Origin of the sequence: Streptomyces silvisoli (genome assembly GCF_029269905.1) — a bacterium.
In the GTDB taxonomy this organism is placed as follows: domain Bacteria; phylum Actinomycetota; class Actinomycetes; order Streptomycetales; family Streptomycetaceae; genus Streptantibioticus_A; species Streptantibioticus_A silvisoli_A.
This window is the reverse complement of record NZ_JARJBC010000009.1, coordinates 1-24,037: the sequence shown is the minus strand read 5'-3', so window position 1 is coordinate 24,037 and position 24,037 is coordinate 1. Positions and strand designations below refer to the sequence as shown.

Genomic DNA, 24,037 nt, shown 5'->3' with positions numbered 1-24,037 from the left:
GGGCGGGGCTTCTTCATGCGCGGACCGGCCATATGACGTGTCCGACGCGTGGGCCAGCGCGTCGGACGCTGGTCCCGGCGTGTCAGATTTATCGGCTGACCTCCCACACGTTGCGGCCGTTGCGGCGCTGGTTCTGCCAGCCGACCGTGCGCACTGCCTCGTAGACCTTCTTGCCGTCGATCGTCACGACGACCGGCACCGTGACGCCCCCGGCGACCGCCTGTGCCCCTGCGGCGGCCAAGGTGGCGAGCGTGGACCATTGCGACTGGGTGAGGACGCGTTCAGGCGCGCCGGTGCCGTTTACGGCCGTGGAGCGGCCGGGCGGCAACAGGCCGCCCTGGTCGTACCAGTTGTACGCCATCTCGTGGCCCCACGCGGCGGCCGGGCTCCCGTAGGAGCTGGCAATGTAGTTCAGGCCCCAGTCCACCTGGGCTTTGTAGTCGCCCAGATCGTACGGATGCCCGTGGCCCAACGACTGGGGGATGCCATATGCACCCGAACTCGGGTTGACGGCATAGCTGTTCCAGCCGCTTTCCTGATCCCACAACTTGATCAGCGGGCCTAGCTGGTTCTGGCCCCAGCCGTGCAGCGCCAGCCGGGATGCCGCGTAGGCGATGGCCTGCTGACCACCCGGCCCCACACCGTGGCCAAGCGCGGTCGCCTGGGCCGCGGCCTGCGCCTGCTGGATCTGGTTCAGCATTGCCATCTGCTCGGCGATGCTGCGCTGGTCGCCGAGTGACCACATGACGCCCATGTCACCGCCGACCAAGCCGCCAGAGGCGAAATGCGAGTTGATCGAGTGCAACAGCGGTAGGAACTTACTGGTCGACTTGGCGTTCACGACGAACTCGCCGTTCGACAGCCACGCCGGAATGGAGTCTGACGTTCCCGACCCGGGACCCGTGATCAGGCCGCCCGCGGCGTGCTGCGTGAACGGCAGCGGGATCGAGGACTGGATGCGCGAGATGTCGGCTTGCGCCGAGGCGATTTCTTGATCGAATTTGTGGCTGGCCGACTGTTGGATCTGGTCGGTCATGTCGGAGAACTTGCCCGACACGTCTTGGCCGAGCCGCAGAAGGTCGGCCCCTGCCGCCACCGAATTTTGGGCAGTCCAGTCCTTCAGATACTGGTTGATGTCGCCCATCAGCTTGCTGATATTGGACTTCGAGGTGTCGATCAGGCCGTTGTTCTTGTCCGTCGCAACCTGCGTGATTGTGGTGAACAGCGTGGTCAGATCGGTCTTTTCCAGGTCGGTGCGGTGGTGGTACCCGTCATCGATGGTCTGCTGAACGATCTTCTGGGTCGAGTTGTAGTCGTTTGTGGTGGTCTGACGCATGCTGGCGTAGTACTTATCCAGACCGTCCGTCATGTTCTTCTCGGCGTCCGCCCACGACGCCTTGGTCTTGCCGCCCAAGTTCAGGAACACCGTGTTCATGGTGTCCATGAACGCCTGGTTGATCGTCTTGCCTTGAGTCTTCAGGCTCGCACCGAGTTGGGCGACGTTGTCGTGCATGCCCTGAGCGAAGATCGCGAAGGCTTGGCCAGCCTGCGTCTTCCCCAAGTACATGGTGTCGATCATGGCGGTGTTGTGCTTGTCCCAGTTCTGCGTGTAGTCGCCGAAGCGGGCTGCCGCATAGACGCCGCCCTGCTCCACGGTGACGCCCGTGCTCTGAGTGGAGTTGGCCACCCGGTTGGCCAAGTCGCGGAAGCTCTGCGACACGTGCGTCCCGGCGACGGTGGTGGCCGCCGAGAAGCTGCCGTCAACGTTCTCCACGACGCCGTTCTGCGCGTCTCGGATCCGGATGGAGGCGTCGTGGAAGGCGGCCAGGGCTACTCCCACTAGGGCGACGGTGAACGCGCTGGCAGCCCCGCCCAGGGCCGGGATGAAGCTCATCTCCAGGTCGTCGCGGATCAGTTGGACGATCTTGGACTCTGAGGAGATCCCCAGGAAGCTGGCCGCGCCACCGGCAGCCGCGGCCTCGCCGGTCGTCGCGGCACCCGCAGGCACGATCAGACCACTGGCTGTGGTGGCCATACCGGCAGGCGCTACCGCGCGGGTTGCTGCGCCCAGGGCGGCGCCTTCTCCCACGGCCGTGGCTGTGCCGCCGACCGGGGCCGAGGTCCACTTGATGGCGGCCTGCGCGACCGCCAGGATCTGGAACTGCTGGGCCAAGGTCTTGATGGCCATCGCCCACGCGAGCGTCTGAACGGCGACCTTGCCTAGGTCGTTCTTGGTCACGTCCCGCATCCACTGGGCCAGGTCGTTCAACATCATCATCGTGACCGGGTTCCAGGCCAGAGCGGAAACGATGTTGCCGATCGTGCGGGCAATGTTGCCGAGGGCCTGCCACGTCGGCGGACCGTTGCGCTGAAGATCCTGCATGAAGTGCTGGAGCGCGGCGGCCCCCGCAGGGGTGTTGGCCCAGTCGGCGAACGCGGCCGAGAAGTTGTCGATCCAGCTCAAGCTGGGGCCGATCATCGGGGACAGCGCTTCCCAGATGTGGATGAACCCCAGCGCGACGTTGCCGATACCGCGGCCGAACGAGTCGATACTCGCCCTGGTGGTGGCCGACCACATGTCTACGAACTTCTGATAGTCCGGCGACCTGAACCAGCCGTCGGCGGAGTCGGCCAGATCCTTCCAACCCAGCGCTGCCTGCTGGATGACCGGCGCGAGCGGCTGCATGGCGTCGGTGGCCGCACGCTCCCCCGAGGCGATCATGTCGAACATCGACGGCATCGACAGTGTGCGCAGGTTGTCGTACGCGTCGTGCATGTTCTGGTACTGGGTCAGCGCGGCGGCCTGCGAAGGCTCCAGGGCGTCCCACGCGCTTTTCTCCGCCAGCAGTGCGTTGATGGAGTTCTGCTGGCTCGGTGTTAGCGCCTTGTAGAGATCCGTCGTCTCACGCAGCTGGATGATCCCCTGCTGCTGCGACAGGCTCAGCGACTGCCACGTAACGTCCTGCTGCGTGAGCAGTTGGAGCGCATCGGCCTGCTGCGGGGTGACCTGCCCGAGCAACTGGTGATAGTTGGTCATCGCCGCGGCGTCGCTGTTGAGGAACTGGGCGGTGGTGTCAGCGGCGCTGTTGTACTTCGCGGTCTGTGTCTCCAGCGTCGCCGCGGCCTTCGTGACCTCCCCGAACGCATCCTTGAGGAACAGCAGCATGCCCGCGGAGCCTGCCGCGCCGGGCAGCGCCGAGACGGCACCGGACACCACAGGCGCGGCCAGACCGGCTGCCAGCGGGGCGATGCCGGGCATGAAGGCGGCGATCAGGCCGCCCCAGTTCGGCCGGGCACCCCCCGGTGCGAGACCAGCGAAGATGCCCTTGCCGTTGTTTCCGTCGCCGATCATCTTCGCGAAACGTGACGCGAAGCCGCTGCCCGCGTCGTCGCCGGCCTTGTTCGCATCGTTGATGATCGTCTTGAACGCGTCGCGGGCGTCCCGCTCGGCGATGTTCTTGAAGGCGTCTCGGAAGTCGCCTTGCATGCGGGTGGCGGCCTCTTCGTTCTTGGTCTTGAAGTCCCCGAACGCCGCATCCCACTTGCTGGAAAGGCCGGGGAACAGGGTCTCCATCTTGGCCATCCACGCGTCCCAGTCGGACCGCGCGGCAGTAGCCGTACGCCGGGAGGTTTCACCCATGCGGCCGATGGAGCGCTCAGCGTCGCCCGCGGCGCGACTGGTGCCCTCCAGCTCGCGAGTGGCGGCGGCAGCGTCACTCTCGACGCGACCAATGGAGCGGGGAGAGGTCGAGCCCACGGAGTCGACCGCGGCCCGGAACTCCTCGATCTTCCTGATGGCGTTGTCGACATCAGCTCGAAACTCCGCGACAACTGGAGGCAAGTACTCCTCGCCGGGCATGGTGCCCCCTCAGCCCATCCGGGCCTCAAGTCAGGCGTTCTTCTGGCGGTGCGCCTGCATCAGTGCGTTCGTGACCGGCAACAGGTAGGGGTGGCTCATCCGGGCGTTGAACACGCGGCGCTCGTTCCAGATCGCCCCGTGCACGGGTGCTTGGAGGCCGCGGGCGGCAAGCTGCTCGGCGAAGCCGCGTAGGGCACTGTCGGCCTGTTGCGCGCGATTCTGAGCGGCTTGCAAGGCCGCCACAGCCTCGATCGCGTGGTCGATGGCCTCGCGGGCGTTGGCCAGCGCAACCTCTTCCGCCTCGTCCAGGTCGGCGAGTTCGGACATGCGCCCGCGGAACTCCTGAAGCGCCTGCGCCTGCTCGATGGTGACGCGGTGCTCGTTGATCGCGGTGTCGATCTCGCCGATCTCCTGATCGAGCAGGCCCCCAAGCTGCACCACGGCGTTGATCTCGGCGTTCTGCCGCACCAGGTCCTCAAGCGCGACTTCGGAGGTCAACCCCGCCTTGTGAGCTTCCAGTTCAGCCTGTCGCCGGGTGACCTCCGCGCGCCGCTGGGCTCGCTTCGCGCGCTCGCCGCTCAGTCGCTCGATCTCCTCACGGGCGCCGGCCACGGTGGCGGCTTCGCTCTGCTCCTGCACCAGCATCAGTAATCCCCTCGTTGTAGCTTCTCGTGCGCCTCGGCGGCCATCTGCTTGTAGGTCGCGGCCAGTTCGCGATCCGTGTAGATGAGGCTGTCGCTCATCTGCTTGTAGCTCGCGGCCTTCTCTTCCAGGTCCAGTCGGGCGAACTCGCGCTTGTACCAAGCGGCGTTCGAGGATTCCCGGGGCGGTGGGCTGCTCTGCTGGGCACTCTCGTGCGCGTTCACGGGCACCGGAGCACCTGGTATCGGCACGTTGCGGACCCGCGCGATCTCGTCTTGCAGGGCGTTGATGCGCCTCTTCTGCTGCGCCACGGCTTGGGATACGGTTGCCTTCACGATGTCCACCACCGGGGCGCCCTTGTAGATCATGCCGCCGTTCGAGTCGGAGGCCGGGGCGCGCTTGGCTGTGGTGCTCGCCTGAGGCTTGGCCTCCTGAGACGACGTGGAGTCGACTTCGTATCCGGGCGGCTGCGGGTTGTCGGCGGCCAATCGGAAAGCCGCCGAACGGTGCGCCGATGCCTCGTTGGGGGTGGTCATTCCGTCCGCAGTGCGGTTGATCGCGCGCACCTTGCGGCGCAACTCGGCCGCGGGCATGGCTGTGAGCACCTGATGCGCGAGGTCGAAGTACCCCTGCGCGTCACGCAGGTCCGGCAATTTGGCACCCGCGGCGTTGAGGTGCGCGGCATGCTCCAGACGGGCCTGGAGTTCGTCGTCACTGAGGGCGTCGCGCACCGCGGCGGGGATGAGATCCACCAATGAACCGTGCTGGTCGCGGAGGCGCGCCCGGCGGGTGGCCATCAGGCGCCCACCACCGCTCCAGCGGCCGACAGGTCAGTGTTGAAACCCGAGGCCAGCGTGGACACGTCGGCGGTCTGGCAGCCGACGGATACGAAGGTCGGGCTGATCTGGAAGATGCCCGGCACGTTGGCAACGATCGTTGCGACCTGGCTGGCGGTGAGCGTGGTCCCCAAGTAGGTGCCGACGCGGGACATCACGGCCTGGATGCCAGAGGCGGCCATTTTGTCCTTGCCCGGGGACGTCGGGGACGAGCCCCCCACCACTCCGGGGAGGTAGCCGGTGAGAGCGATCGTGATGACAGAGCAGCCGTTCGCGAAGTCCCTCGACTCAATCGCGAAGTTCATACCCGCCGTCGTCGTGTATGCGTTCATGGTGGCCATGGAGCCGTCCTCTTGTGGCGCGTGACGCCAAGTTGTTCATCCCCTGTTGTCCGCTGCCCGCGTAGCTCTCCGCATCGACGTGCCTCTATCGCTCCGTGCGCTCAGCGCACCTCTGGCGACCTCTGTACGTCCCTCTGCTCAGCCCGTCAGGCGGACTTCTTCGCGCAGGCCGCCTTCACACTGGCGACATCGACCACCCACACGTCTGCGGGAGACTTCCAGCCCTGAAGCTGACGGGACCGGAGCATCTGCCGAACTCGGCTTTCGGATATACCGCCGAGCATGGCGGCGGCCTGCGCTACGTTCACTGTGCTCAGCCCGGCCGCGCCCTCCGGTTCCGAAGTTCCGCGCAGCCGCTTGACCTGCGATGCCGACCGTCGGGAGTTCTGGAACCGCCGCGCCGCGCTGTCCACTTCGCTCGCGATCTCGCGCAGACGGGCGGGCGTTGCGCCGTTCCGCCGGGACTGCCGCGCCAGTTCATCGAGGACGACCCGGTTGATCAGCGCGCAGTCAGCCGCCGTCAGCACGACCAGCGGGCCGCCGTCGCCGAAGATCACCGGTCCCGCTGCGGCCGGGCCACCGCCTCCAGTTCAGCAGCGGGCACAACCTGACTGCTGACGACGCGAAGGCGGCGCCCAACATCCATTCGTGCCCGGCTGAGCGCATCGCCCTCCAGCCCGGCCGCCCTCAATGCGCCCTCGATGGCCACCTTCACCATCTCGGCCTGCGACTCCTTGATGCGCACCATGCGTTCATCCAGGCTCAACCGGGCCAGCGACCCGAGCACCGCCGAGCAGTCCCGCAGCAACTGGGAGTAGACGGTCAACTCCGCCCGGGTCTGCTCGCTTTCGGACATGTACCGGATCTGAGTCAAAGCCTCGACGCGCCCGCGGATCGCATCCTTCAGCGCGATCAACTCCCCGGCGAGCTGCTGCAACTCGGCATAGGCGTCTTCCACCGGCACGATGTCCAGCTTGCCGAGGACCGCCGTGGCCCGCTCGCGCACGACGCGCGCCGCAGCAGCGGCCTTCACCTGCGGAGCCGCGCCACCGTGGGAGCGGCACACCGTCCCGCCCTTGATCGGAAAGTTCTTGCACGGCTCGCCCGTCTGGGACGACCTACCAGTGCACTTCGACCTAGCCACATCGATCACCTTCCACGCGGCCACAGATAGCCGCCTGAGTCCCCATCAGGGGAAGTTGCACTGCGCGGGAGCCGCCGGGCCCCCGGAATCGCTCCAGCGCCCGCACGGGGCCGCGGAGAGGGTTCAAACGGTTTGGGGCCGACCCCCGGGTGCGCAAAATTTCCGAGCCTCGGGCAAAGAGCCGGTTCGGTACGAGAAGGGGGCGGAAATTCAGACGGTCGCCCCTCGGCCTCCTGCTCGGATGGGACCCGTTCGGTGAGCTTCTGGGGTGGCGCGGCCGGTGGGGCGGGGCGGGGCGACCGTCGACACTGTGCGGCTCCCCGCGGGTGGCCTGCCCTGACGCGGCCGGCCCGGGGGCTGGGGGTGCCGGCCCGGGGGCTGGGGCAGGGCGTGCCAGGGCGTCCGGTCGGTGCCCTGGCTGCTCCCTGGCGGTGACGTTTCCCGGGGCGTCCGGGGGGTTTCTGTCAGTGCTGCTGGTCGTCCCCCGCGTCCGGGCGGTCCGGGAGCGTGGCGCCCGGTCGGCGGACGAACCATTCCCAGAGTTGCCGGGTGATGGCGCTCCGGTCGCTGCCGGTGGCCTTTGCTGCGGTGTCGAAGTCCTCAACGAGCTGGTCATCGATGCCGCGTACGACGCGCTGCTTGTGCTTGTGCTGGCTGGCCATAGATGAATGCTGACAGGTGGCTTGCCACCCGTCAAAGGGTGTGCTTTATTGAAGGTGGCAAGCCACCCGTGAACAGGGGAGATACCGCCATGAACGCAGTTGCCACCGTCACCCAGCTTCCCGCCGCCGCTACCGACGCCACCGACATGTGCAGCGTGATCGAGCTGTTGGACGCGATCACTCGCCGCGAAGGTTGGGACGTGCGCGACGCCATGTCTGAGGCGCGCCTGTACCTCAACGACGCGGACATGGTTGCGCGGCCCGTTGCCGAGATTCAGGCGAAGCGCAGCGCCGTACTGGTCGCCATGGCCGATTTCCTGGCTGTCGTGAAGGCGTAGCGGCACCCCGCCGTTGCTGGCCCCGCCGTGCCTAAGGGTGCGAGCGGGGCCGCGGTGCGTCTGGGTGCGGCTCATCAGGCGTTCTCCTGCTCCGCCTCGGCCACCATCCGGGTAGCGACGCGGTTCAGGGTGCCCATCAGTTCGTTGACCACGGCCGCCAGGAAGCACGCCTCTTGTTCGTCGGTGAGTTCGGCAGGCATTGAGCTGGTGATGCTGTCGGCAATCGTCTTGGCCGCGCGTTGCATGACAGGGTCTTTCCGTCCCCAGTGCCCCATCTGCTGGGCGAGGCTTCGTCCGTAGTCCTCGGGCATGACGCTGCCTCAACCTTCCCTAGCCGTCTGGCTACAGATAACATTTCTTCTCAACAGCCAGGATTCGAGATCATCGGGGGATCCATGAGCGAGATCGAACGGCGCACCACGGGCGCCGACGCGGTACCGGTCGACATCGACCGCCACCTGTCTCCGGCCGCGCAGGAAGCGATCAGGGCTGGCGTACCTGACTCGACTCAACGCGCCTACAGCTCGGACATGACGGCATTCGCCGCATGGTGCGCATCGACCGGGCGCCGGCCGTTGCCCGCTACAGCGGAGACGGTTACGGAGTACGTCGCGTACCTGACGCTCACTCCGAGCGGGCGCACCGGCCGCCCGTTGGCGCCAAGCAGCATCGAACGCGCCATCGCCGCCATCCGCACGGCGCACCGGGCGGCTGGTGAGACTGCGCCGGAGACGATGGGTGCCCGGAAGGTTCTCACCGGCTACCGGCGCCGTTTGGCCGAAACGAAGGATCCGGCCGCCACTCCGCGCCGCGCTGCCCCAGCCGTACCGGACACGCTGCGCGCCATGCTGGACACACTTGACCGCGGCACGCTCGCGGGCGCCCGTGACGCGTTGCTGCTGCTGCTCGGCTATGCCGCGGCGGCGCGCGTCTCCGAGCTGGTCACGCTCGACCTGGCGAACGTTGCCGAGACGGAAGACGGGCTGCTGGTCACCATGCGCCGCTGGAAGACGCACCACGATCAGGAGGTGGCCGTTCCGTACGGCAAGGTTCCCGCCACATGCCCTGTGCGAGCCTCCCGGGCGCTCCGTACCGCCATGGCCAGCGCCGGACGGACCGCCGGGCCCCTGTTCGTCCGCATCGACCGACACGGGCGCATAGCGCCACCCATGGTCCGCAAGGGACAGCCCATCGGGGATCCGACCGGTCGTCTCACTCCGGCCGCTGCTGCGGACGTCGTGACGCGCGCCGCCGACGCGGCCGGACTGGTCGGCCAATGGACCGGCCACAGTCTCCGGCGCGGATTCGCCACCGCGGCGCGCCGCAACGGCGCAAACCTCGAACGGATCGGGCGCCATGGCGGTTGGGCAGACGGATCCCGGGCGCTGCTGGCCTATATCGAGGACGCGGACCGCTGGGAAGACAATCCCGTCGCCGGACTGTGAACGGCCTGGTTCATGGGTCCCGGGGTGCGGAACGGGCCTAGGGGTGTTTGCCGGACGGGTGGCGTCCCTTCCTCCCGTCTGTGTCTGTCCGGTCTCGGGTGCTCTCCGAGGGGAGTCCGCTGTGGGGCGGGTGCGGTGAGTGGGGGAGTGGCTGACTGTCCCCACTCCCACCGTCCCCCTTACGGGGGCACTGGGGACGGTGGGGACGGTCGTGGTGACCGCCCCCGTGGGGACAGTCGGGGGACGGTTGGGGACGGTGGGTACGGTCGTCATGCGTCCCCCTCTCCGAAGGGCTTCACGAGACGGTGGAGTTGTGCGTTGCGGGGGCCGACATCGACCGCTACGAACCCTTCGTCCACAAGGCGCGCGAGCGCGGCACGGATCGCTTCCTTGTTGCCGGTCACGCGGTCCTGCACGCCGCGCACGCTGAGGGCTTCTGGTGCGCCCGCGAGAGCGTCTGACACGCGTTGCATGAGCGCCGTGGGCCGGAACGGTCCGGTCTGCGCGACGGGTGGTGACAGGCTGGCCTCAGCGAACGTCTCATGGTGCGAGGTCAGCGTCAGGTCGGCGAACCAGTGCAGTCCGCTGCCGTGCGGCAGGGCGTGACGCCTGAGCTGGCCGGGCCGGTCCTTGGCGATGCGCACCGTCGTCCGGCCGGTCGTGCCCACACCGAACGGCGCCCGGCTCTCCAGCACGTACTGGGCGCCGTTGATGCCGTTCAGCTTGTGCACACCACCGAGCGCGTAACGGCCGCGTCCCTCGCGGTCCTTCACCACGTGGTCGGAGACGACCACGGCGGCGCCGGTTTCGGCGAGGGGCCGCGGCAGCATGCGACCGAACCGGGCCACGTCGGTGTTGTCCTTCAACTCCATGCCGTGCATCGCCATCAGCTCGGTGACGCCGTCGAGAATCACCAAGGTCGGCCTGAGATCACCGATCGCCTGCGCGAAGTCGGCACTGCTGGCCAGCGTCAGGGGCTCCTCGGGCCGGATGTAGGCGAAGTGCCGACGCACCACGTCGGGGTTGGCGCCAAGGGCAAGGAGTCTGCCGACGACACCCGGGGCGTCGTCCTCGGGATCGATGAAGGCCACACCGTGACCGGCGTTCATTTCGGTGAGGGCGGCCAGCGACAGCAGCCACGTCTTGCCGCCCTCCGACTCACCCACCACGGCGTGCTGCCGTCCGGGGTAGAAGAGACCCACCCCGTCATCACGACGCCCAACGGTGGGCTGCGGTGGCTGGTACGTGCCGTCAAGGACGGCATCCAGGTTGCGCGGGCGCCACGTGCGCGGGCGCTCTCCCTGCGGCTGCTCGAAGTCCGCGGGGGGCGCCGGATCGATGGCGCGTAGGCGGGCATGCCGGGATTCCGGGGGGTGAGCCGCCGGGCATGCGCACCCCACCCCGATCACTTCCTGGCACTGGTCGCACCACTGCGGCCCGTCCAGGTCGACATAGCTCACGCGGCGCACCCGCGCATGTCCGCGCAGCGCGTGCAGGTGCACCGGTCTAGCGCCCCGGCCTGTTCACACAGGATGTGGCGCGTCAGCTCTGAGAACAGGCTCAGGCCGGTGAAGTGGCGCCACGTCTCTCGCGCCACGTCTCGCTGAAACTCGTCGTCTCCCCCGTACGGATCGCCGAGGCGTCGATCGAGTTCCCGCGTGATGGCCTTACGGTCACGGCGCCGTCGGCGGCCGGTGTCGGCGCGGCGAGGTATCCTGGAAATGGTTGGAGTAGAGCGGTTGCTGTCGGGACCGTGATTCTTCAGAAGGGCCGCCCAGGTGGGGGCGGCCTTTTCTGTTGGGCTGATCTCCAAGATGAACTCCCACGCGACGGGCAATGGCTCGCGTCGCGGAGAAGGGGAAGCTTCCGGGGAGCACGAGCTGTGGTCCGGATGCTGGGAACTATTCGGCCATCATGCGGCGCATTCCGTGGTCACGGTGCGCTGCGCAGGCTCATCGGCCAACAGGGCGGCCGGCGCGGGGAGTAGCCCTCGGAGGGCACTGACATCCTCCGCCCGCAGCGGAGGGGCGGCGGCGACGATGCTGGCGATGAAGTCCTCGGGGGCCACGGCGGACTCGGGGGCCATTCAGGCTGATTCCTTGACGGGCAGTTCGCCGCTCGCAATCGCATCTGCGACCGAGCGCGAGACGAAACCCCTTAGCGCGGCGGATGCGTTGGTGCGCCGCCGCCTCTGGAGCCAGAGGAAGAGATTCCATTCGGATTCCTCGATCTTGAATGATCGAGGGCGTGTTCCTCTGTCATCGGCTATCTCCTGCATAGCGGCATCATCCGACACGGTGTGCCTCCCGGCCTGTCGTCAGTAGGTATCTACAGAATGCACGTCAGACGCGGCCCTGTGGGGCGTTGCTCGGCCCCAATTTCGCGGTGGGGAGGGCTCCATGGGGTCGGCCACAAAGCTCGGGCATTGAACTTGCCGCAAAGCTCTGATTCCCACCGCTTGGATTGCCTCAGCCGGAGCGGGGCGGCGCCTCTCGGCGGAAGGTGATCCGGTCGGTGGCCGAGACCTGATGCCCCTTCACCGGGCTGCGGCGAACGCGCACCTCCCCCAGGTACCGGGGGCTGAGCAGGAGGCGCGCCACCTCGCGGCGGGAGGAGATCGGCGCGGCCTGCCAGCGCTGCCACACGTCGGCGCCCGGCTGCATGATGTCGAGCAGTGCGGCCGGGGTCGTCAGCGCGCGTGCTTCCGCCTCCAGGCCACTGATCCTCTCGGCCAGAGTCTCGGCCGACTTCGCGAACATCTTCGCCTCGGCCAGGGTCTCCGGCTTCGCGGCTTCTACCTCCGCGAGGTTGGCCCGCGCCTCCTCGATCAGGTCGCGGAGTGCCTGCGCGCGCTCGTCGGCGCCTTCCGGCCGCGCAAGGTCGGCGTACACGCGGTCGCTGGCCAAGTACGCGAGCAGTACGCCGGGTTGCTCCTCGGTTCCGATCAACAGGGCATCCACGTCCGCTTTCTCGATCCGCACACAGTGCCGCTCATGGCACAGGTACCGCGCGTAGCCGCCGCCCTTCTTCCGCGTGCCGGATGATGTAGCGGCCATCGGGCCGCCGCACACATCGCAGCGGATGATCATCGTCAGTTCGTGCACCGCGCGGCCGTTCCGTGTCGTCTTACGTTCGGGTGACGTGAGGAGGCGCTGCACCGCGTAGAACGTCTCGGGGGTCACGAGCGCGTCCCACGTGCCGCGGACAGTCTCCCCGTGGTGCACGCGCAGGCCAGCATGGGCCGGGCGCATCGCCATCGACCGGAGGTTCTGCGGGGAGATCGGCGCACCGTTTCGGCCAATGATGTCGCGCTTGGCGAAGTCCTGCGAGATCTCCCGCAGGCTGTGACCCTGCCTGAGCCGCTTGTACATCTCCCGGATGACGGGAGCCTCTTCGGGGTCCGGCTCCCAGTTGATGAGCTTGCCCGTGTTCGGGTTGTACACCCTGCGGTAGCCGTACGGAGGTGGCCCCCATGGGCGCCCCTTGGCAGCCTCAGAGGCGGCCGTACGGAGCGTGCGAGTCGAGATCTTGGACGACTCGAATTCGGAATCGACGGCATCCTCCAGCAGCGTCCTGCGGTCGCGCCCGTTGGCCGGGTCGTACAACCGGCGATGCGTGGACACCCAGACCCTAACGCCCGCGTCCTCCAGAAGGTCGAGCAGCGTGGCCCATTCGCCGACGCGGCGCGAGCCGCGCGACGACTCCCACAGGCCAAGGATGTTGGCGCCGAACGTGCCCTTCTCCAGGTCGGCCAGCAGCCGGGCGAAGTCGTCCCGGGTCTTCCGTGAGAAGCGGCTTGCCGAGACGCCTCCCGCTTCCTTGTATGACGTTCCGAGGTTCCAGCCGTTCGACTTGGCGTCGTGGTCCAGGTCGTCGTCCTGCTCGCCGACGCTGCGTTCCTGGCCGTCCTTGTCCTTGCTGACCCGCAGGTACTTCCGCATGGTGTCTGCCATGCGTCAACTGTAACTAGCAAGGTGGGGCGTTGGAGGAGTCCCTGCCCCGGCTGCATGATCTCAGCGTCCTGAGCTGGGATCGCGGCGACTCGGTGGTCATCACCCCGGAGGCGATGCGCTCGGTCCTCGGCGCCGCCCGGCGGCGCGGCGGGGTGGTCGTGGTGGACCTGCCGCGCCGGGTGGACGACAGCGTGGTGGAGGCGCTGTCCCAGATCGACATCGGACTGGTCGTCGTCCCGGCCGAGCTGCGGGCCGTCGCGGCGGCGGACCGGGTGGCGTCCAGGATCGGCATGATCCTGCCCGACCTACGCGTGGTGGCCCGCGGCCCCTATCCCTCCGGCCTCGACGACCAGGAGATCGCCCGGCTGCTGAGGCTGCGGCTGGCCGGTGAACTCCCGCCGGAACAGGGGCTGTTGGAGGCCGTCAACGGCGGCAGGCCGCCCGGTGGCAACGGCCGTGGTCCGCTTGCCAGGTTCTGCACGGCGTTCCTCGCCGAGGCGCTGCCCAGTGGCGGGAGTGTTGCCGTATGAACGCCGTGGACACCCGGCGCCCGCGCACCGATCCGACCGACCGCGCGGCGCTGCTCGACGCGGTACGGCTCACCCTGGCCGAGACCGGGAGCGAGCCAACGGCATCCGCGGTCGCCGCCGCGCTGCGCGCTCAGGGACGGCTGCTCGGCGACACCGCCGTGCTCGGCGTGGTCAGGGCACTGCGCTCGGAGATGGTCGGAGCCGGGCTGCTTGAGCCGCTGCTGGCCGAACCCGGGGTGACCGACGTCCTGGTCAACGGACCGGACGAGGTGTGGGTGGACCGTGGCTCGGGCCTGGAGCGGACCGGAATCCGCTTCCGCGACGCCGCGGCCGTCCGCAAGCTCGCCCAGCGTCTGGCGACCGCCGCCGGTCGCCGGCTGGACGACGCCCGGCCCTGGGTCGACGCGCGGCTTCCGGACGGCACCCGGCTGCACGCGGTGCTGCCACCCGTGGCGATCGGTGCGCCCTGCCTGTCCCTGCGGGTGGTGCGGACCCGCGCCTTCACCCTCGCCGAACTGGTCGAGGCGGGCAGCGTGGACGCCGAACTGGCACGGCTGCTAAGGGCGGTGGTCGACGCCCGGCTGTCCTTCCTCGTCAGCGGTGGTACCGGCTGCGGCAAGACGACGCTGCTGAGCACGCTGCTCGGCCTGGTCGGCACGGGCGAACGGATCGTGCTCGCCGAGGACTCAGCGGAACTGCGTCCCGAACACCCGCATGTGGTGCGGCTGGAGAGCCGACCCGCCAACCAAGAGGGCATCGGCACCGTGACATTGCGGGACCTCGTCCGGCAGGCACTGCGGATGCGGCCGGACCGCCTGGTGGTCGGCGAGGTGCGCGGGCCCGAGGTGCTGGACCTGCTCGCCGCGCTCAACACCGGCCACGAGGGCGGCTGCGGCACCGTGCACGCCAACGCGGCCTGCGATGTGCCGGCCAGGCTTGAGGCGCTGGGGTCAACGGCCGGGCTGGGGCGCGCCGCGCTGCACAGCCAGCTCGCCGCCGCGCTGTCGGTCGTCGTCCATCTGGCCAGGGACCGCTCGGGGCGGCGCCGGGTCGCCGAGATCCATGTGCTGGAGCGGGACGGCGGCGGGCTGGTCGGCACCGTTCCGGCCGTGGTGCGCGGCACGGACGGCCGCTATGGGCGGGAGCGCGGCTGGCCGCGGTTGGCCGCGCTGTGCGAGCGGGGTGCCCGATGAGGAACGCGGAACTGCTCACGGTGTGGTGTGCGGCGGTGTGCGCGGCGGGCGCCGTGTGGCGGCTGCACCGGCAGGACGAGGCGGTACGCAGGGCCCGGTTGATGCTCGCGGACGGGGCTCGGGCCGACGCGGCACCTGCGGGCGCGCCGCGCTGGCGGGCGTATGGCGGGCAGGTGCGGGACGTGCTGCGGTGGGGCAGGGCGCGTGTCGAGGGCCGGTTGGGGATCCGGTTCGGCCGCGAGATGTGGTGCCCGGTGGCCGGGACGGTGCTGGCGCTGCTCGCGCACTCGCCGGTCCCGGCGCTGGTCGGCGCGCTCGCCACCCCGTATGTGCGCCGCGTGCTGCGGGCCCGGGATCGGCGCCGGAGGGCCGAGCGATGGCAGGAGGCCGTGGCCGGTCTGTGCGCGGCGGTCGCCGGAGACCTGCGCGCGGGCCGACCGCCGGATGTCGCGCTGGCCGAGGGGGTGGAACGGCTGCGCGGCCCGGACGGCCCCGACGGGGCGGAGTGCGTGACGCCGCTGCTGGCGGCGGCCCGCTTCGGCGGGGATGTGCCGAGCGCGCTCAGGCGGGTGGCCGCCAGACCGGGTGCGGAGGGGCTGGCAGGTGTCGCGGCGTGCTGGGAGGTGTCGGTGAACGGCGGCGCCGGACTCGCCGACGGCCTCGACCGGGTGGCCGCCGTCCTGCGGGCCGAGCGCGACCAACGCGAGGACCTGCGCGCCCAGTTGGCGGGGCCGCGTTCCACCGCCGCGATGCTCGCACTGCTTCCGGCCTTCGGGGTGGTGCTGGGTGCCACCCTCGGCGCCGATCCGCTGCGGGTGCTGCTGCGCACCCCCGCCGGGCTCGGCTGCCTGCTGGTCGGCGGTGCGTTGGAGTGGGCCGGGCTGGCATGGACCGCTCGTATCGTCAGCGCCGCACAGGAGGCGACATGAGCGGGAACGTTGTCCACAGGCTGGGGATGGCGGGAGCGCTCGCGGTGGCCCTCCTGTGCACAGTGCTGGCGCTGGTGTCGGCGCAGGGGCAGCGCACGGCCAGACGACGCCGCGAGTGGTTGCTCGGCATCGAGCCCGTACGGCGTGAGCGGTGGCCCGGCCTGCGCCTGGCCGCCCGGCGCGGGCTGCGGGAGTGGGCGGCGCCGGTGGCCACCGGGATCGGGCTGAGCGTGCTGGTGGGCGGCGCGGCCGGGGGAGTGGTCGGACTCGCCGGGGCGTACGGCATACGCCGATGGCGGCGAAGGCCCAGACCCTCGGCCGGGCAGGAAACGCCCGGCGCGGGCCGCCAACTGCCGCTCGCGGCGGATCTGCTGGCCGCCTGCCTGATGGCGGGGGCCACCCCGGCGGACGCCGCCGACGCCGTGGGCCGCACCCTCGACGGGCCGCTGGGCGAGGCGATGCGAAGGGTCGCGGCGGAACTGCGGCTCGGCGCGGACCCGGTCCAGTGCTGGACACGGCTGGGAACGCACCCCGGAGCGGACGGACTTGGGCGCTGGATGGCCCGTGCCGCCACCACCGGAGTGCCGCCCGTGGCCGCCGTCTCACGGCTGGCCGCCGAGTACCGCGCGGAACGGACCCGCTCGGCCAACGGCAGGGCGCGCCGCGCCGGGGTGCTGGCGACGGCACCACTGGGCCTGTGCTTCCTTCCGGCCTTCCTGGTGATCGGCGTGGTTCCGGTGGTCATCGGGCTGGCGGAAGCGATGACACGGGCGAGGTGACGCCCAACGAGCGGACCAGGCACCGGACCACATCTCACGGGCCGTCGGGGAGCAGGGGCGAAACGCCGTTCCCGCACGGCGCATTCACCACACACAACACAACTCACCTCAGGGGGAAAGATGTTCGCGACGAAACACACAGCGGAGAAAGCGGGCCTCGCCGATCGGCTGCGCGGCCGGTGGCGCGCGGTACGGGCCGCCGCCGCCGATGCCGGGATGAGCACCGCGGAATACGCCGTGGGGACGTTGGCCGCCTGCGCCTTCGCCGCCGTCTTGTACAAGGTCGTCACCAGTGGCGCGGTGAGTTCGGCGCTCAGCGGGATGATCAAGAGGGCGCTCGATGTCTCCTTCTGAACCAGCCGTGTGCCGGGGCCGCGCGGACGGCGGTTATGTGACCGCCGAGGCGGCGGTGGTGGTCCCGGTGCTGGTGGTGGTCACCACGATGCTGCTGTGGGGCCTGATGACGGCGGTCGCGCAGATCCGCTGCGTGGACGCCGCCAGGGCCGGGGCACGGGCCGCCGCGCGATCCGAGCCGCGGGCCACCGCGCTCGCCGCGGCGGCGACTGCCGCTCCGCGCGGGGCCGTTGTCGACCTGCGGCGCGAGGGCGACCTGGTGCGCGTGTGGGTGACCGCACGTTCACTGGGGCCGGGACGGCTGGCCGGGATGCTGTCGGCGACGGTCCACGCCGAGGCGGCGGCGCTGGCAGAGGACGCGGTCCGATGAGCCGGGACCGCGGGTCGGCCACGATCTGGGCGCTGGTGCTCATCGGAGCGCTGTGCACGGTCTTCGCCGCTCTGCTCGCGCTGGGCCAGGCGGTCGCGGTGCGTCACCGGGCGGGCGGCGCCGCCGACTTGGCAGCTCTTGCCGCCGCGGACCACGCGCTGGACGGCCAGGAGGCCGCGTGCCGGTGCGGTGCGCGGGTCGCCGAGGCGCAGGGCGCGCGGCTGGTGTCCTGCTCGGTGCGGGGCGAGGTGGCCGACGTGGTGGCGGAGGTGTCGGGCGGTGGGCCACTGCTGCCGATGGGACCGGCCCGGGTGCGGGCCCGTGCCGGGCCGCCGTCAGCCGTCGCCGGTACCGGCGGCCAGCACGCAGTCCAGCAGACGGACCGCGGCCAGCTTGTCCAGCGGGTCGTTGCCGTTCCCGCACTTGGGGGACTGGATGCACGAGGGGCAGCCGAAATCGCACTCGCACGCCGCGATCGCCTCGCGCGTCGCCGTGAGCCAGGCCCGGGCGGTGCGGTAGGCGCGCTCGGCGAAGCCCGCACCGCCCGGGTGGCCGTCGTAGACGAACACGGTGGGCAGGCCCGTGTCGGGGTGCAGCGGGAAGGAGACCCCGCCGATGTCCCAGCGGTCGCAGGTCGCGAACAGCGGCAGGATGCCGATGGAGGCGTGTTCGGCGGCGTGCAGCGCCCCGGCCAGCTCCTCCGGGTGGATACGGGCCTGCTCCAGCTGGTCGTCGGTCAGGGTCCACCACACCGCCCGGGTGCGCAGCGTGCGCGGCGGCAGATCGAGCTTGGTCTCGCCGAGCACCTCACCGGTGATCAGCTTGCGGCGCAGGTACGAGACGACCTGGTGGGTCACCTCGACCGAGCCGAAGCACAGCCGCGCCTCGCCCCACGGCTGCTCGGTCTCCGTGCCGAGGATGGTGATGGCGGTGGTGTCTCGGGCCATCGTGGAGTACGGCGGATCGGCCTCCTCGACCAGCGCCACGTTGTCGTCCAGGTCCAGGTGGCTCACCAGATAGGTGCGGCCCTGGTGGAGGTGGACCGCGCCGTCGTGGACGGTGGCGTGCGCGGCGGACTGGTCCACGGTGCCCAGCAGCCGCCCGGTCGCGGCCTCGACCACCTGGATGGGACGGCCGCCCTCGCCCCGGATGTCGGTGAGGTCGGCGGCGCGCTCCCGCCTGGTCCAGTACCAGGAGTCCCGGCGCCGCCGCAGCAGGCCGCGCCTTTCCAGCTGGGGTATGAGATCAGGCGCTTCGGGGCCGAACAGCGCCAGATCGGCCTCGGTGAGCGGGAGTTCGGCGGCGGCCGCGCACAAGTGGGGCGCGAGGACATAGGGGTTGTCCGGGTCCAGGACGGTGGACTCGACCGGTCGGTCGAACAGCGCCTCGGGGTGGTGCACGAGGAAGGTGTCCAGCGGGTCGTCGCGGGCGATGAGCACCGCCAGCGCGCCCTGGCCCGCGCGTCCGGCCCGGCCCGCCTGCTGCCACAGCGAGGCCCGGGTGCCCGGGTACCCGGCCAGCAGCACCGCGTCGAGTCCGGAGATGTCCACGCCCAGTTCCAGGGCGGTGGTCGAGGCGAGGCCGAGCAGGCGGCCGCTGTGCAGCTCTCGCTCGATCGCCCGGCGCTCCTCCGGCAGATAACCACCGCGATAGGCGCCGACCCGGCCGGGCAGCGAGCGGTCGACGGCGGCGAGCTTGTCCTGGGCGAGCAGCGCGATCAGCTCGGCGGCACGCCGGGAGCGCACGAAGGCCACTGTGCGGGTGCCCTGGACCACCAGGTCGGTCAGCAGGTCGGCCGACTCGGCGGTCGCGGTGCGGCGTACCGGGGCGCCGCGCTCCCCGCTCAGCTCGGTCAGCGGCGGCTCCCACAGCGCGAAGACCAGTTCGCCGCGCGGGGAGGCGTCCTCGGTGATCTCGGTCACCGACACGCCGGTGAGCCGTCCAGCGGCGGCCGCCGGGTCGGCGGCCGTGGCCGAGGCGAGCAGGAAGACCGGATTCGCGCCGTACCGGGCGCACACCCGGCGCAGCCGCCGCAGCACCTGGGCGACGTGCGAGCCGAAGACGCCGCGGTAGGTGTGGCACTCGTCGATCACCACGTACGCCAGTTGACGCAGGAAGGAGGCCCAGCGGGGATGTCCGGGCAGGATGCCGCGGTGCAGCATGTCGGGGTTGGTGAGCACATAGGTCGCGTACTGGCGCACCCATTCGCGTTCCTCGTACGGCGTGTCGCCGTCGTAGACCGCGGGCCGGATGGCGGTGCCGAGCGGGGCGGCCAGCTCGGCCACGGCGCGCCGCTGGTCGGCGGCGAGCGCCTTGGTGGGGGCGAGGTACAGCGCGGTGGCGCCCCGCCCGTTGGGCGCCTCGGATCCGGTCAGCAGCGTGCTGAGGACGGGGGCCAGATAGCCCAGTGACTTCCCGGACGCGGTTCCGGTGGCGACCACCACGGATTCGCCGCGCAGGGCGAGTCGGGCGGCCTGGGCCTGGTGCTCCCACGGGCGGGCGATCCCGGCCGCGCGGATCGCGTCGACCACTTCGGAGCGGATCTGATCAGGCCAATCGGCATGCCGACCGGTTCTAGGGGGCAAGTGCTCCGTATGAGTGACACGCGCGGCGCGGCCCGCCCCCGCTGCGATTCGGTGCAGGACCGTGGCTGGGGTAGGGCGACCGTGCGCGGACTGCGGTGGATCATCGTGGGCCATCGGCACTCAGTGTGTCACCGGCATGACGGACAATCGCTTCAAGGCGTCGTCTTGGCCCGGTGGTAAGTGATTGAATGCCATCGCGGCTGCCGATCCATGGGGGGCGACCGCTCGATGCAAGGTGCTGGAGGATCCGTGGACCTGTCCCTGTCGACCCGGACCGTTGGCGACCGTACGGTCGTCGAGGTCGGTGGCGAGATTGATGTATACACCGCGCCCAAGCTGCGCGAGCAGCTGGTCGAGCTCGTCAACGACGGCAGCTACCACTTGGTCGTGGACATGGAGAGCGTGGACTTCCTCGACTCCACCGGCCTTGGTGTGCTTGTCGGTGGGCTCAAGCGGGTGCGCGCCCATGAGGGCTCGCTGCGACTGGTGTGCAACCAGGAGCGCATTTTGAAGATTTTCCGTATTACCGGTCTGACCAAGGTGTTCCCGATCCACACCTCGGTGGAAGAGGCTGTCAACGCCACGGACTGAGCCTGGCGGCGTAGCGTCGTCAGTGTGATCTCCGTGATTGACCGAGTACGGGGGTACCGGGTATCGCAGTAGCCCGGACCCCTGTCAAGCACGCCCGCGTTCGCCCGAGGGGGAGGCCATGGCCACCGTCGAACTGCGCTTCAGCGCCCTGCCTGAGCACGTCCGCACCGCCCGCCTGGTGGCGGCCGCGGTGGCGCGCCGCGCGGGGGTGGACGAGGCCGTGCTCGACGAGGTCAGGCTCGCCGTGGGTGAGGCCTGCACGCGCGCCGTCGGACTGCACCGCAGCAACGGTGTCGACATGCCGGTGCGCGTGGTGCTGACCGAGGAGGAGAAGAAGTTCTCCATCGAGGTCGGGGACGAGGTGCCGGAGACCTCCTCCGGCCCCGGCTCGCGGACCGGTGACGAGGCCGCCGGGCACCCCGCCCCGGCTGCCGGGGAGCCCGGGGCCGAGGAGGCCGAGGACGAGGGCACGATGGGCCTCGCGGTGATCAGCGGACTGGTGGACGACGTGGAGGTCACCTCCGGTCCGGGCGGCGGCGTCATCCGGATGAGCTGGCCGACCACGCCGACGGTCGAGCTGCCGTAGCCCGGCGGCCCAGCCCAGCTTTTTGATCTTCAGGCGCCCCGCGGGGCGCCTTTTCCATGTGCCCGGAGCCACACGCGCCGACGCCTCGCGCGCCCAGGGATCGTGGTGTACCAAAAACCCCACGGGCCTCGGGAATCACACAGTCCAAGGCGTCCAGGTGATCTCCGTGGTCAACTCCTTGATCAATGCCAATGATCAATTCGGGGTCTACCGCGCGCCTCGCCGTTCACCGTAAACGGTGATTTCTGGAACGGTCCTGGAATTTGTCAGCCCGTTCCGTACGCATGTCACCGGCGAATTCTCGTTCCTGCGCCCTGTTTTGATCCGTTCCCGCTACCTACAATCCGTCCATCTTTGCTCAGTTAGCTCAAGCAGCCTGAGCGCCGCGGCCGTTGCAGTCGCAGAAGCCGCGCGCCCACGTGCCAAACGTCAAGGAGGACGAATGGCGGGGCCTCTCACCCCTCACGTGCAGGACCCAACCCAGCTTCACCAACCGCTCGCAGCGGCGGCCGTGCTGACCGGCGGCAACCGCGCCCTCGTACTCGTCATCGCCGCCGTCGCCGTTGCCGCGCTGCTCGTCGCGATCGTCCTGGTCCGCCAGGTGCTCGCCGCCGACGAGGGCACCGAGGCCATGAAGCGGATCGGCGCCGCCGTGCAGGAGGGCGCGAACGCCTACCTCAAACGGCAGTTGCGCACCCTCGGCGTGTTCGCCGTGGTGGTCTTCTTCCTGCTGATGCTGCTGCCCGCGGACAACTGGACGCAGCGCATCGGGCGTTCGGTGTTCTTCCTGGTGGGCGCGGTCTTCTCGGCGGCCACCGGCTACCTCGGCATGTGGCTCGCGGTACGCAGCAACGTCCGCGTGGCCGCTGCCGCCCGGGCCGCTACACCGGGCCCCGACGCACCCGCGGCCGATCTGACGACCGTGTCGCACCGGGCGATGAAGATCGCCTTCCGCACCGGCGGCGTCGTCGGCATGTGCACCGTGGGCCTCGGCCTGCTCGGCGCGTCCGTGGTGGTGCTCGTCTACAAGGCGGACGCCCCGAAGGTGCTGGAAGGCTTCGGCTTCGGCGCCGCGCTGCTCGCGATGTTCATGAGGGTCGGCGGCGGCATCTTCACCAAGGCCGCCGACGTGGGCGCCGACCTGGTCGGAAAGGTCGAGCAGGGCATCCCGGAGGACGACCCGCGCAATGCCGCGACGATCGCGGACAACGTGGGCGACAACGTGGGCGACTGCGCCGGTATGGCGGCCGACCTGTTCGAGAGTTACGCGGTGACCCTGGTCGCCGCGCTGATCCTCGGCAAGGCCGCCTTCGGCAATTCAGGGCTGGCGTTTCCGCTGCTCGTCCCGGCGATCGGTGTGATCACTGCGATGATCGGAATCTTCGCGGTCGCGCCGCGCCGTCGTGATCGCAGTGGAATGACCGCGATCAATCGCGGATTCTTCGTCTCCGCGACGATCTCCCTGGCTCTCGTGGTGGCCGCGGTATTCGTCTACCTGCCCGCGCGCTACGCCGATCTGAAGGGCGTTCCCGCGTCGATCACCAGCCACAGCGGCAACCCGCGGATCATGGCTCTGGTCGCGGTGGCCATCGGCATCGTGCTCGCCGCCCTCATCCAGCAGCTCACCGGCTACTTCACCGAGACCAACCGGCGCCCCGTCCGGGACGTGGGCAAGACCTCGCTCACCGGCCCGGCCACCGTGGTGCTCTCCGGTGTCTCGCTGGGCCTGGAGTCCGCGGTCTACTCGGCGGTGCTGATCGGCCTCGCCGTCTACGGCGCGTTCCTGCTCGGCAGCGGCTCGCTGACGCTCGCGCTGTTCGCGGTGGCGCTGGCCGGTACCGGTCTGCTCACCACCGTCGGCGTGATCGTCGCGATGGACACCTTCGGCCCGGTCTCCGACAACGCGCAGGGCATCGCCGAGATGTCCGGTGACGTCGAGGGCGAGGGCGCCCAGGTGCTCACCAACCTCGACGCGGTCGGCAACACAACCAAGGCCATCACCAAGGGCATCGCCATCGCCACCGCCGTGCTCGCCGCCACCGCGTTGTTCGGCTCGTTCACCGACGCCATCAGCGCGGCGAAGGCCAGCGTCGGCCCGGCCGCCCACGGGCTGGCCCTGAGCCTGGACATCTCGCAGCCGAACAACCTGGTCGGGCTGCTGCTCGGCGCGGCGGTGGTCTTTCTGTTCTCCGGACTGGCCATCAACGCGGTTTCCCGGTCGGCGGGTTCGGTGGTCTTCGAGGTGCGCCGCCAGTTCCGGGAGCACCCGGGGATCATGGACTACAGCGAGAAGCCCGAGTACGGCCGGGTGGTGGACATCTGCACCAAGGACGCGCTGCGCGAACTGGCCACGCCTGGCCTGCTGGCGGTGCTGGCGCCGATCGCCGTCGGCTTCTCGCTCGGTGTGGGCGCGCTCGGTTCGTACCTCGCGGGCGCGATCGGCACCGGCACGCTGATGGCGGTCTTCCTGGCCAACTCCGGTGGTGCCTGGGACAACGCCAAGAAGCTGGTCGAGGACGGCCACCACGGCGGCAAGGGCAGCGACGCCCACGCCGCCACGGTGATCGGCGACACCGTCGGCGACCCGTTCAAGGACACCGCGGGACCGGCCATCAACCCGCTGCTGAAGGTGATGAACCTGGTCTCACTGCTGATCGCGCAGGCCATCGTCACCTACTCCTACGGCGACAAGGCGAGCCTGCCGCTGCGCATCGGTGTGGCGGCGCTCGCGCTGCTCGTGATCGTCGGCGCGGTCTACGCGTCCAAGCGGCGCGGTATCGCCGTGGGTGACGAAGACAACAGCGAGAAGGCGGCCCGATCAGCCGACCCGGCGGTGGTGTCGTAACCGGGGGATCCGGCACAGCGTCAACACAGGGGCGGGGGGGGGGGGGGGGGGGGGG

At 69.9% G+C, this 24,037-nt stretch carries 23 protein-coding genes and 2 pseudogenes; 12 read left to right on the top strand and 13 right to left on the bottom strand.

Annotated elements, in window-relative coordinates:
• Positions 1 to 88 precede the first annotated feature (88 nt).
• The 7 genes from P3G67_RS16145 to P3G67_RS16115 all read right to left on the bottom strand — a co-directional run bounded on the left by P3G67_RS16145 (position 89) and on the right by P3G67_RS16115 (position 7,484).
• Positions 89 to 3,859 (bottom strand): aggregation-promoting factor C-terminal-like domain-containing protein, encoded by a 3,771-nt coding sequence (locus P3G67_RS16145; RefSeq protein WP_276094129.1) that lies wholly within the window; start codon positions 3,857 to 3,859, stop codon positions 89 to 91.
• Positions 3,860 to 3,889: 30 nt separating this feature from the next.
• Positions 3,890 to 4,504 carry a hypothetical protein gene (locus P3G67_RS16140; protein ID WP_276094128.1) on the bottom strand — a complete coding sequence of 205 codons (615 nt, stop codon included), beginning with the start codon at positions 4,502 to 4,504 and terminating at the stop codon, positions 3,890 to 3,892.
• The gene (locus P3G67_RS16135) at positions 4,504 to 5,253 is read right to left on the bottom strand and encodes a hypothetical protein (protein ID WP_276094127.1); all 750 of its coding nucleotides are present in this window, start codon (positions 5,251 to 5,253) and stop codon (positions 4,504 to 4,506) included. Before P3G67_RS16135 ends, P3G67_RS16140 begins: the two co-directional genes overlap by 1 nt.
• A gap of 44 nt (positions 5,254 to 5,297) precedes the next feature.
• Positions 5,298 to 5,678, bottom strand: coding sequence for a hypothetical protein (locus P3G67_RS16130; protein ID WP_276094126.1), 381 nt, complete (start codon positions 5,676 to 5,678; stop codon positions 5,298 to 5,300).
• A gap of 146 nt (positions 5,679 to 5,824) precedes the next feature.
• Entirely contained in the window at positions 5,825 to 6,235 is a 411-nt protein-coding gene (locus tag P3G67_RS16125; protein WP_276094125.1) for a hypothetical protein, read from the bottom strand.
• On the bottom strand, positions 6,232 to 6,846 hold the full coding sequence (locus tag P3G67_RS16120) for a hypothetical protein (RefSeq protein ID WP_276094124.1): 615 nt from the start codon (positions 6,844 to 6,846) through the stop codon (positions 6,232 to 6,234). Before P3G67_RS16120 ends, P3G67_RS16125 begins: the two co-directional genes overlap by 4 nt.
• Before the next feature lie 440 nt (positions 6,847 to 7,286).
• Positions 7,287 to 7,484, bottom strand: a complete 198-nt coding sequence (locus P3G67_RS16115; RefSeq protein WP_276094123.1) for a hypothetical protein — start codon at positions 7,482 to 7,484, stop codon at positions 7,287 to 7,289.
• Between the two features lie 89 nt (positions 7,485 to 7,573).
• Between P3G67_RS16115 and P3G67_RS16110 the strand changes: the two genes are divergently transcribed.
• Entirely contained in the window at positions 7,574 to 7,822 is a 249-nt protein-coding gene (locus P3G67_RS16110; protein ID WP_276094122.1) for a hypothetical protein, read from the top strand.
• Positions 7,823 to 7,896: 74 nt separating this feature from the next.
• Here the strand turns inward: P3G67_RS16110 and P3G67_RS16105 are convergent, their stop codons facing one another.
• Complete coding sequence (locus P3G67_RS16105; RefSeq protein WP_276094121.1) at positions 7,897 to 8,133, bottom strand: hypothetical protein; 237 nt, start codon at positions 8,131 to 8,133, stop codon at positions 7,897 to 7,899.
• A gap of 84 nt (positions 8,134 to 8,217) precedes the next feature.
• Between P3G67_RS16105 and P3G67_RS16100 the strand changes: the two genes are divergently transcribed.
• A complete protein-coding gene (locus P3G67_RS16100; protein ID WP_276094120.1) occupies positions 8,218 to 9,267 on the top strand; it encodes a tyrosine-type recombinase/integrase in 1,050 nt (349 codons plus the stop codon).
• Between the two features lie 269 nt (positions 9,268 to 9,536).
• On the opposite strand, the gene P3G67_RS16095 is transcribed toward P3G67_RS16100, so the two are convergent.
• From P3G67_RS16095 to P3G67_RS16080, 4 genes are all read right to left on the bottom strand, one after another.
• Positions 9,537 to 10,727 carry an AAA family ATPase gene (locus P3G67_RS16095; RefSeq protein ID WP_276094119.1) on the bottom strand — a complete coding sequence of 397 codons (1,191 nt, stop codon included), beginning with the start codon at positions 10,725 to 10,727 and terminating at the stop codon, positions 9,537 to 9,539.
• The gene (locus P3G67_RS16090; protein ID WP_276094118.1) at positions 10,724 to 11,080 is read right to left on the bottom strand and encodes a hypothetical protein; all 357 of its coding nucleotides are present in this window, start codon (positions 11,078 to 11,080) and stop codon (positions 10,724 to 10,726) included. Before P3G67_RS16090 ends, P3G67_RS16095 begins: the two co-directional genes overlap by 4 nt.
• Positions 11,081 to 11,353: 273 nt before the next feature.
• Positions 11,354 to 11,545 (bottom strand): hypothetical protein, encoded by a 192-nt coding sequence (locus P3G67_RS16085; protein ID WP_276094117.1) that lies wholly within the window; start codon positions 11,543 to 11,545, stop codon positions 11,354 to 11,356.
• 190 nt (positions 11,546 to 11,735) lie between these two features.
• Positions 11,736 to 13,220, bottom strand: coding sequence for a recombinase family protein (locus P3G67_RS16080; protein WP_276094116.1), 1,485 nt, complete (start codon positions 13,218 to 13,220; stop codon positions 11,736 to 11,738).
• Positions 13,221 to 13,240: 20 nt separating this feature from the next.
• On the opposite strand from P3G67_RS16080, the pseudogene P3G67_RS16075 reads away from it, so the two are divergent.
• The 7 genes and pseudogenes from P3G67_RS16075 to P3G67_RS16045 all read left to right on the top strand — a co-directional run.
• Positions 13,241 to 13,750 (top strand): annotated as a pseudogene (locus P3G67_RS16075) (septum site-determining protein Ssd); the annotation flags it as partial.
• Positions 13,747 to 14,943: a TadA family conjugal transfer-associated ATPase gene (locus P3G67_RS16070; RefSeq protein ID WP_276094115.1), complete on the top strand. Its 1,197-nt coding sequence runs from the start codon at positions 13,747 to 13,749 to the stop codon at positions 14,941 to 14,943. The pseudogene P3G67_RS16075 and the gene P3G67_RS16070, both read left to right, overlap by 4 nt.
• Complete coding sequence (locus tag P3G67_RS16065) at positions 14,940 to 15,872, top strand: type II secretion system F family protein (RefSeq protein WP_276094114.1); 933 nt, start codon at positions 14,940 to 14,942, stop codon at positions 15,870 to 15,872. The genes P3G67_RS16070 and P3G67_RS16065 overlap by 4 nt, the downstream gene beginning before the upstream one ends.
• Entirely contained in the window at positions 15,869 to 16,651 is a 783-nt protein-coding gene (locus P3G67_RS16060) for a type II secretion system F family protein (RefSeq protein ID WP_276094113.1), read from the top strand. The genes P3G67_RS16065 and P3G67_RS16060 overlap by 4 nt, the downstream gene beginning before the upstream one ends.
• A gap of 120 nt (positions 16,652 to 16,771) precedes the next feature.
• Positions 16,772 to 17,005 (top strand): DUF4244 domain-containing protein, encoded by a 234-nt coding sequence (locus P3G67_RS16055; RefSeq protein WP_276094112.1) that lies wholly within the window; start codon positions 16,772 to 16,774, stop codon positions 17,003 to 17,005.
• Positions 16,992 to 17,375, top strand: a complete 384-nt coding sequence (locus tag P3G67_RS16050; RefSeq protein ID WP_269855199.1) for a TadE family type IV pilus minor pilin — start codon at positions 16,992 to 16,994, stop codon at positions 17,373 to 17,375. Before P3G67_RS16055 ends, P3G67_RS16050 begins: the two co-directional genes overlap by 14 nt.
• Positions 17,372 to 17,647, top strand: a pseudogene (locus P3G67_RS16045) (Rv3654c family TadE-like protein); the annotation flags it as partial. The gene P3G67_RS16050 and the pseudogene P3G67_RS16045, both read left to right, overlap by 4 nt.
• A gap of 63 nt (positions 17,648 to 17,710) precedes the next feature.
• Here P3G67_RS16045 and P3G67_RS16040 read toward each other — a convergent pair.
• Entirely contained in the window at positions 17,711 to 20,074 is a 2,364-nt protein-coding gene (locus P3G67_RS16040) for a DEAD/DEAH box helicase (RefSeq protein WP_276094111.1), read from the bottom strand.
• 135 nt (positions 20,075 to 20,209) lie between these two features.
• Between P3G67_RS16040 and bldG the strand changes: the two genes are divergently transcribed.
• The 3 genes from bldG to P3G67_RS16025 all read left to right on the top strand — a co-directional run bounded on the left by bldG (position 20,210) and on the right by P3G67_RS16025 (position 23,982).
• Positions 20,210 to 20,551: an anti-sigma factor antagonist BldG gene (gene bldG, locus P3G67_RS16035; RefSeq protein ID WP_269855197.1), complete on the top strand. Its 342-nt coding sequence runs from the start codon at positions 20,210 to 20,212 to the stop codon at positions 20,549 to 20,551.
• 118 nt (positions 20,552 to 20,669) lie between these two features.
• Entirely contained in the window at positions 20,670 to 21,137 is a 468-nt protein-coding gene (locus tag P3G67_RS16030) for an ATP-binding protein (protein ID WP_269855196.1), read from the top strand.
• Between the two features lie 442 nt (positions 21,138 to 21,579).
• A complete protein-coding gene (locus P3G67_RS16025; protein WP_276094110.1) occupies positions 21,580 to 23,982 on the top strand; it encodes a sodium-translocating pyrophosphatase in 2,403 nt (800 codons plus the stop codon).
• Positions 23,983 to 24,037 lie beyond the last annotated feature (55 nt).

What these genes read in the sequence shown, in the direction of transcription:
- P3G67_RS16145 (WP_276094129.1), bottom strand. Translation starts at nt 3,859, where the DNA reads ATGCCCGGCGAGGAGTACTTGCCTCCAGTTGTCGCGGAGTTTCGAGCT.
- P3G67_RS16140 (WP_276094128.1), bottom strand. Translation starts at nt 4,504, where the DNA reads ATGCTGGTGCAGGAGCAGAGCGAAGCCGCCACCGTGGCCGGCGCCCGT.
- P3G67_RS16130 (WP_276094126.1), bottom strand. Translation starts at nt 5,678, where the DNA reads ATGGCCACCATGAACGCATACACGACGACGGCGGGTATGAACTTCGCG.
- P3G67_RS16115 (WP_276094123.1), bottom strand. Translation starts at nt 7,484, where the DNA reads ATGGCCAGCCAGCACAAGCACAAGCAGCGCGTCGTACGCGGCATCGAT.
- P3G67_RS16110 (WP_276094122.1), top strand. Translation starts at nt 7,574, where the DNA reads ATGAACGCAGTTGCCACCGTCACCCAGCTTCCCGCCGCCGCTACCGAC.
- P3G67_RS16105 (WP_276094121.1), bottom strand. Translation starts at nt 8,133, where the DNA reads ATGCCCGAGGACTACGGACGAAGCCTCGCCCAGCAGATGGGGCACTGG.
- P3G67_RS16100 (WP_276094120.1), top strand. Translation starts at nt 8,218, where the DNA reads ATGAGCGAGATCGAACGGCGCACCACGGGCGCCGACGCGGTACCGGTC.
- P3G67_RS16085 (WP_276094117.1), bottom strand. Translation starts at nt 11,545, where the DNA reads ATGCAGGAGATAGCCGATGACAGAGGAACACGCCCTCGATCATTCAAG.
- P3G67_RS16080 (WP_276094116.1), bottom strand. Translation starts at nt 13,220, where the DNA reads ATGGCAGACACCATGCGGAAGTACCTGCGGGTCAGCAAGGACAAGGAC.
- P3G67_RS16070 (WP_276094115.1), top strand. Translation starts at nt 13,747, where the DNA reads ATGAACGCCGTGGACACCCGGCGCCCGCGCACCGATCCGACCGACCGC.
- P3G67_RS16065 (WP_276094114.1), top strand. Translation starts at nt 14,940, where the DNA reads ATGAGGAACGCGGAACTGCTCACGGTGTGGTGTGCGGCGGTGTGCGCG.
- P3G67_RS16060 (WP_276094113.1), top strand. Translation starts at nt 15,869, where the DNA reads ATGAGCGGGAACGTTGTCCACAGGCTGGGGATGGCGGGAGCGCTCGCG.
- P3G67_RS16055 (WP_276094112.1), top strand. Translation starts at nt 16,772, where the DNA reads ATGTTCGCGACGAAACACACAGCGGAGAAAGCGGGCCTCGCCGATCGG.
- P3G67_RS16050 (WP_269855199.1), top strand. Translation starts at nt 16,992, where the DNA reads ATGTCTCCTTCTGAACCAGCCGTGTGCCGGGGCCGCGCGGACGGCGGT.
- P3G67_RS16040 (WP_276094111.1), bottom strand. Translation starts at nt 20,074, where the DNA reads ATGGCCCACGATGATCCACCGCAGTCCGCGCACGGTCGCCCTACCCCA.
- P3G67_RS16030 (WP_269855196.1), top strand. Translation starts at nt 20,670, where the DNA reads ATGGCCACCGTCGAACTGCGCTTCAGCGCCCTGCCTGAGCACGTCCGC.
- P3G67_RS16025 (WP_276094110.1), top strand. Translation starts at nt 21,580, where the DNA reads ATGGCGGGGCCTCTCACCCCTCACGTGCAGGACCCAACCCAGCTTCAC.